The organism is Phormidium sp. CCY1219 (assembly GCF_055795085.1).
On record NZ_JAYFEQ010000195.1, the window covers coordinates 1 to 6,673 of the forward strand.

Sequence of the window (6,673 nt, forward strand, 5' to 3'; positions counted from 1 at the left end):
TTAAAACCGCCTGAGTCGAACTTCCTCCGCGTACTAAAGTAACGCGGCTCCCATTCTTCCATCTTTTTTTTCGTGGAAAACTCCATAGAACTGACTTCAACTCAACTCTCTCGGCTACAACGCCTCGCGATCGCACCGTCGCAACTTCAGTTTTCGACGCGGATTGTCCTCGAGCGCGAGCAACAGCACTATTTGTCTCGGGTCTTGCGCTTGAATGCGGGCGATCGCTTTATCTCAATGGATGGGCAAGGTCACTGGTGGTTGGCTCAGTTGTCGGCAAGTCTCGATTCGGCAACGATTTTACAGCCGATTCACGTGGAGCGCGAGTTGCCGATTGATGTCACCCTGATTGTCGCTCTCCCAAAAACCGGTTTTGACGATATCGTTCGTCAAACTACCGAACTGGGTGTAGCTACTTTAATGCCTACAATTACCGAACGCACCTTGCTCAAACCTAGCGCCCAAAAACTCACGCGCTGGCGTCGCATTGCTAAGGAAGCGGCGGAACAATCCGAACGCCTATTTGTTCCCACAATTGTAGACCCAATTTCTTTTGACAAGGCGGTGAATGAAACCCGTCAGCTTTGGCGTCGCTATATTTGCCTGGCCCGTGGGGAGGGAACCCATTTGCTCGATCGCTTGGCGGAAATACCTGCGGACACCCCCAACCGCGCCACCGGCACCATCGCGATCGCGATCGGTCCGGAAGGCGGATGGACCGCCAGGGAAATCGATACCGCGATCGCCGCCCGGTTTGAACCGGTGTCTCTGGGACGTCGCATCCTCAGAACCCTAACCGCACCAATGGCTGCTCTGTCTGTGGCTGCCGCCGCTTTTGAACGAAAAATTGGGAATTAAGAACTCAGCCGAACCCATAAACACTTCATCGGTTCTCCTGATTCTCAATTCCCAATCGGGCGCATTTCCCCCTGCTATTAGGCGATCGCTACGGCGAGCAAAATCAACAAGCACGGAGGCTCTAAATCCCAGTTATCCGGTGGGTTCCACCCTACCCAGGACTCAACGCCGGAACGCAATTGATGCTATTTAGACGCCATTTGCATATTGCGCGCCATGTCCAGGTAGGAATTCATATTCGCACCGGGACGACGACGCGGGGTGGTAGCAGCAGGAACCAAATAGCGATCGGCAAATCCGCCCTCGGCTTGCGAGGTCTTTTGCACTTCCTCTTTGCTCATCACCTTACCGTTATAAGCCGCAGCCGGTGCGGCGGGGGTGGGTTGTTCGGTTTTCTTCGCTTTCTTGCTCGTCTTTTTCGCTTTCGCCGGTTCGGCTTTTGGTGCCGGTGCCGGTGCGCTTTCTTGTTTTTCTACCTTGGCCGGTTCGGCTTTCGGTGCCGGTGCCGGTGCCGGTTCGGCTTTCGCCGCAGGCTGTTCGCCTTTAGACTCATCGAGTTCTAGGTAATACTCGGACTTTTTGAAGCCAAACAGATTTCCTAAAAAGCTGAAAATGCCGCCGAACAATTTCTTGATAAAACCGAACATGGGAATTACTCCTAAAGTGTCTTCTGTGTGGTCAATTGCACGCGCCTTCACCGGGGGTTGCGCGGGACAACTGTGTGACCGCGCTCCCACCGCTTCAGGCGATGGAAAAATAAATTGAGTCAGGACTAATTATGAAGTTCTGATAACTCCTGGCACAAGATTCCAGGGTACTTTGTTAATAAAATTTAACAATTTCCGGTGCAAGTTGCAAGTGCGGCGGAAATTACCGGATGGATCGCCATCAAACCAACTCAGATGAGAGATGATTGATTGTTTATTGTTAATCGTCAATTGCCAGCCACCGAGTCGGCGAAAACACCTCTACAATGATTGGTAAAGGGGCTGCACAAATAGTTTATCGCTAAATAGAGATAAAGGAAGCAATGAAGCGTTCAACTGACAAAAATCCGGTGTTATTGGTTCATGGGATTTGGGATACCACGGCGATTTTCGATCGCGTCACTCCTTATTTAAGGGAATTGGGATGGTTGGTGTATAGCCTGGATCTGATTCCCAATGATAGTTCCGTGGGTTTGGACAAACTCGCCGAACAGGTGGCGAATTATGCGGAAGCGGTTTTTGGTCGAGATCGCCCCTTTGACTTGGTAGGATTTAGCATGGGCGGCATTGTCAGTCGCTATTACATCCAGCGCCTCGGGGGAATCGAGCGCGTGCAGCGTTTCGTCACTATCTCTTCGCCGCATAACGGAACCGTGACTGCCTATGCCCTCAACCTGGAAGGTAGCTTGCAAATGCGTCCGAAAAGTCCATTTTTGCAAGATTTGAATCGCGATGCGGTGGATATGCTCGGACGGATTAATTTTACCTCCATGTGGACCCCATTCGATATGATGATTCTCCCGGCGCATAGTTCCAAAATGCCGGTGGGACGCGAGATTGAATTACCGGTGTTAGTCCATCGCTGGATGGTCAGCGATCGCCGCAGTTTAAATGCAGTGGCTCGCGTCCTCTCCGAACCCGTGAAAAACACTAAACCTGCACAATTGACCCCTCAAATTTAACCCTAAAAAATCGGATGAAACATCAGCAGCACCGCAACCCCGTTTTGCTGGTTCACGGCATCTTCCGACAATCCGGGGTGTTCCGCAAAATGGAAGAAGACTTGCGGCGACGCGGATGGTCCGCCTACGCCTTAAACCTGTCCCTAAATAACTTCAACTTCGGCATCGAAGAATTAGCCCGAGAAGTGGCTGACTATGTGGACCGGACTTTCCCCCCAGAACAACCGTTCGATTTGGTGGGATTGAGTATGGGCGGAATCGTCAGTCGCTATTACATGCAGCGCCTCGGGGGAATCGAGCGCGTGCAGCGCTTTATTACCTTGTCTGCGCCGCATCATGGCACTTGGATGGCTTACGCCCTGCGCCGTCCCACCTGCGTGCAAATGCGTCCGAATAGCGATTTACTGGCGGATTTGAATCGGGATGCAACCCTGTTGGAACGAGTCAATTTTACCTCAATCTGGACCGATTGGGATTTTATTATCGTGCCGGCGAGTAGCTCTCAAATGTCGGTGGGGAAACAGGTCAAATTGCCGGTTTTCGCTCATGCAATGATGGTGCGCCATCGGAAAAGTTTGCAGGCGGTGGTGCAGGCTCTCGAAACTCCCGTAGCGGATAAATGTGGGGTTTCGAGGTTAAATTAGGCCGGGTTTATTGAGTCCGAGTCAGGAGATTGTCTGCGGCATTTTGATGGCAACCGTCGCAGGCAATCCAAACATGAGATTGTGCAAATTAAATGTTTTTGAGTTGGGAAACATCCCCGCACCTTTGTAGGTTGCGGGGTTTTTTTAACCGGATGTGGGAGGAGATGATGTGGGAGGAGATGAGGGTTGGTGTTGCTACGTCGAACTTTCGCGATCGGGAGGCGGAGCCTCGGGGTGGGCGTTCCCCCCAGGGGGGAACGAGTCCATCCGCCTAACGAGTCCAAGGAGTCTAATTAGCCCGCTTAGGCGGGCAATGTCTCGGACCTACTACCCTTCTATGATGCGGGGCTATCTCCATGTCACCGCCGGATTTGGGATTACACCCGATCGCCTACGGAGGTTAATTCGGCTTGACCGAAAATCGCTTCGGGATGACAGTAATATTTAAACTCCAGTAAATTATAGAATGGGTCTTCTAAAAAGAAGGTGCGATGTTCTAGGGGCGAACCGGGGAAGCGGCGCTTCGGGGTTTCGCGAAAGGTTAAGTTTTGTTGCTCGGCCCGCTGCAGCAAGGCTTCCCAGTCGGCTTGTGCATGGAAAATCAAGCCAAAGTGGCGCGGATAAATGGTTTTTTGCGGGGTGAGGGGGTCTTTCGTCAGGTGGGCCACCAGTTGATTGCCATACAAATTCAGAATAACGGCGCTGGGGGATTCCCGCCCGATGTGGCAACCGAGACCTTCGCCATAAAATTCTTTGGTTTTGGCGATATCGGCGACGGGGAAGGCAAGATGAAATAATACTTTGTCCATAGTACGGTTAAATTCAACATGCTTGATTCAGAGGTTCTTTTTCATTATTCCGGGTTCTGGAATCCTTGGCTGGTGGCTGTGGGATTAAATACGATTTTGCTGGCGATCGTCTATGTTTTGCCGAAAAAGTTGCTCACCCTAGGGGGGGTGATTCACGCTTGGATTTTGGGGGTGCTGATATGGGGAAGCTTGGGTTGGCGCGGTTATCTGGTGGTCGGGTTTTATTTTATCGTGGGTTCGGCGGTGACGCGCATCGGAATCGCGCAAAAGGAGGCGGAGGGAATTGCACAGAAGCGATCGGGGGCGCGCGGACCGGAAAATGTCTGGGGGTCGGCGCTGACGGCGGCGCTGTGTGCCTTGGGCGTGTTGGCGGTGCAGGTCTTGTCGCCGTCGGTTGCTCAGGCGCAGGGGGTGATTCCGCTGTTGTTGCTGGGCTATGTGGCGAGTTTTAGTACGAAACTGTCGGATACCACGGCGAGTGAGGTGGGCAAGGTGTATGGAAAGCGCACGTTTTTGATTACCACTTTGCAATCGGTGCCGAAGGGAACCGAGGGGGCGGTTTCGTTGGAAGGCACGATCGCCGGTGTGGTGGCGTCGGCGGCGATCGCGGTGGTGGGTTATGTTGTGGGTTCGATTGACTTGACAGGTTTGGTATTATGTGTTATTGCAGCGTTTGTGGCTACCACTATGGAGAGTCTGATCGGCGCGACGCTCCAGGATAAGGTGAGCTGGATGACCAATGAGGTGGTGAATATCATTAATACCACGATTGGCGCGATCGCGGCAATCGGATTGGCGATCGCCGTGAATTTCGCACAAGGTGGGTTCGCGTAACCTCGGAATCGGCGTTCCCAGGCGATCGCCTGGGAACGAGGAATTAATCCGCTTGTGGTGTGATATGAGTCCTTGTCATGCGGACGCAAGCTTGTGCCTCGGCGCGATTGAAATCGCCCGCTTTTTTTGCTATATAAGTTGAAAACCCCCACCGGAATACGGCGGGGGTAACATCTGCAGGTACACAAGGGAGGTCAAGCGGACAGATTCGCGATTAGATTAACGTGAAGTCTGACTCGCCGATCGCGCTAGGTTGCAGGTTATTCAAAATGGCGAGGGTTTGGTTATCCACACCGATCGCGGTTCCGCCATTGGTTTCGGTGACGGTGAGGCGATCGAAGGTTAATCCATCGGCTAAGGCGAGGATATCTTCACCGTCGGTAAAGTCGGTGATGACGGTGTTGCCGCCGTCGGGTTGGAGGACAAAGCGATCGCTGTCGCTACCGCCTGTGAGCGTGTCATCTCCTTGGTCGCCACTGAGCATATCGGCACCTGCGCCACCGATTAAACTATCGCTTTCTCGACCGCCATACAGCATATCGTTACCATCGCTGCCGTTGAGGATGTCAGATCCGCCGTTACCTTCGAGCCAGTCATTGCCGTTGCCACCGCACAATTTATCGCGATCGCTATCGGATTCGCTGCCATCGGCGCTACCGATACCACCTCGGATGGTGTCGTTTCCATCGCCGCCATAGAGACTGTCGTCACCGCGATCGCCGAATAGCCGATCGTCGCCGGTGTCACCGCACAGCAGGTCGTTATCTTTGCCGCCATGCATGAGATCGTTTCCATCGCCGCCAGAGAGGCTATCGTTTCCTTGATTGCCATTGAGGTCGTCGTTGCTACCCCTGCCATACAGGATATCATCTCCTTCCGGGTCGGGAACAGTGGGATCCTGGGTGCCGCCAAAGATGCGATCGTCGCCGAGATCGCCGAGGAGGGTGTCATTATCGAGATCGCCATAGATGCGATCGCCATGCTTGCCACCGTAGGCGATATCGTTCTCTTTTCCGGCATAGATCAAATCTTGCCCTTCGTTACCATTGAGCAGGTCGTCTCCTTGGTTGCCGAGTAGCACGTCGCGCTCGCCGTTTGCGGGGTTGCTACCATTCCCGCCCATCATTGTATCTTGGCCGAGGTCGCCATATACCACGTCGCTACCTCGGTTAGCGAATATGCGATCGTCATTTTTGCCGCCGTGAATGCGATCGTTACCTTGTCCGCCGTAGAGGGTATCGTTCCCTTCGTTACCGTTCATGCGATCGCTGCCTTTACCGCCTTCTAGGCGATCTTCCTGTAGCTGAGCATCCACGGGGCGATCGCTGCCCAAGCCACCCAGCATATAATCATTACCGATATCGCCATACAGGATATCTTCTCCGTCTTGACTCCAGAGGAAATCATTGCCGCCAAACCCGAGGAGGGCTTCATCTTGAAGGTCTCCGATCAGTTCTTCACTTTCGGGAATGCCGAGCAGTTCCACTGCCACTTGGGGACGTTGTGCGGGTGCGTTAAACACCACCTGTGGCGCTGGGGGAAAAGGCGGACAGAAACAATCTTCTTCCTCTAGGGCGCGATCGCTGGGTAAGGGAACATCGAACTCACCGGTTTCGCCCGGTACGCCCAACGTGCGGTCTCTACCTTCATCTGTAACCTCGCCAGTTTCGCCATCGTCTTCGTCTTCGCTGATGGGCTGTTCCGTCTGCAACGGGATGTTCGATGGAGAAAACGGCACTTCTGGGGGAGTGGGAAGGCTCACTTCGACCCCGCCATCATCAGTGGGTTCCTCTGTAGGCGGTTCGCTGGGTTCCTCTGTAGGCGGTTCGCTGGGTTCCTCTGTAGGCGGTTCGCTGGGT

At 53.5% G+C, this 6,673-nt stretch carries 7 protein-coding genes; 4 read left to right on the forward strand and 3 right to left on the reverse strand.

Features of this window, described 5'->3' with window-relative positions; all coding sequences use genetic code 11:
* Positions 1 to 72 precede the first annotated feature (72 nt).
* Positions 73 to 858, forward strand: coding sequence for a 16S rRNA (uracil(1498)-N(3))-methyltransferase (locus AC0QH1_RS01270; RefSeq protein WP_324628933.1), 786 nt, complete (start codon positions 73 to 75; stop codon positions 856 to 858).
* A gap of 185 nt (positions 859 to 1,043) precedes the next feature.
* On the opposite strand, the gene AC0QH1_RS01275 is transcribed toward AC0QH1_RS01270, so the two are convergent.
* Positions 1,044 to 1,505, reverse strand: coding sequence for a hypothetical protein (locus tag AC0QH1_RS01275; RefSeq protein ID WP_324628934.1), 462 nt, complete (start codon positions 1,503 to 1,505; stop codon positions 1,044 to 1,046).
* 383 nt (positions 1,506 to 1,888) lie between these two features.
* Between AC0QH1_RS01275 and AC0QH1_RS01280 the strand changes: the two genes are divergently transcribed.
* A complete protein-coding gene (locus AC0QH1_RS01280; protein WP_324628935.1) occupies positions 1,889 to 2,527 on the forward strand; it encodes an esterase/lipase family protein in 639 nt (212 codons plus the stop codon).
* 14 nt (positions 2,528 to 2,541) lie between these two features.
* The gene (locus AC0QH1_RS01285; RefSeq protein WP_324628936.1) at positions 2,542 to 3,171 is read left to right on the forward strand and encodes an esterase/lipase family protein; all 630 of its coding nucleotides are present in this window, start codon (positions 2,542 to 2,544) and stop codon (positions 3,169 to 3,171) included.
* Positions 3,172 to 3,548: 377 nt separating this feature from the next.
* On the opposite strand, the gene AC0QH1_RS01290 is transcribed toward AC0QH1_RS01285, so the two are convergent.
* The gene (locus tag AC0QH1_RS01290; protein ID WP_324628937.1) at positions 3,549 to 3,980 is read right to left on the reverse strand and encodes a VOC family protein; all 432 of its coding nucleotides are present in this window, start codon (positions 3,978 to 3,980) and stop codon (positions 3,549 to 3,551) included.
* 18 nt (positions 3,981 to 3,998) lie between these two features.
* On the opposite strand from AC0QH1_RS01290, the gene AC0QH1_RS01295 reads away from it, so the two are divergent.
* Positions 3,999 to 4,814 carry a TIGR00297 family protein gene (locus AC0QH1_RS01295; protein WP_324628938.1) on the forward strand — a complete coding sequence of 272 codons (816 nt, stop codon included), beginning with the start codon at positions 3,999 to 4,001 and terminating at the stop codon, positions 4,812 to 4,814.
* A 214-nt stretch (positions 4,815 to 5,028) separates the two neighbouring features.
* On the opposite strand, the gene AC0QH1_RS01300 is transcribed toward AC0QH1_RS01295, so the two are convergent.
* On the reverse strand, positions 5,029 to 6,673 hold a 1,645-nt coding region (locus AC0QH1_RS01300), incomplete at its 5' end, for a calcium-binding protein (RefSeq protein ID WP_324628939.1).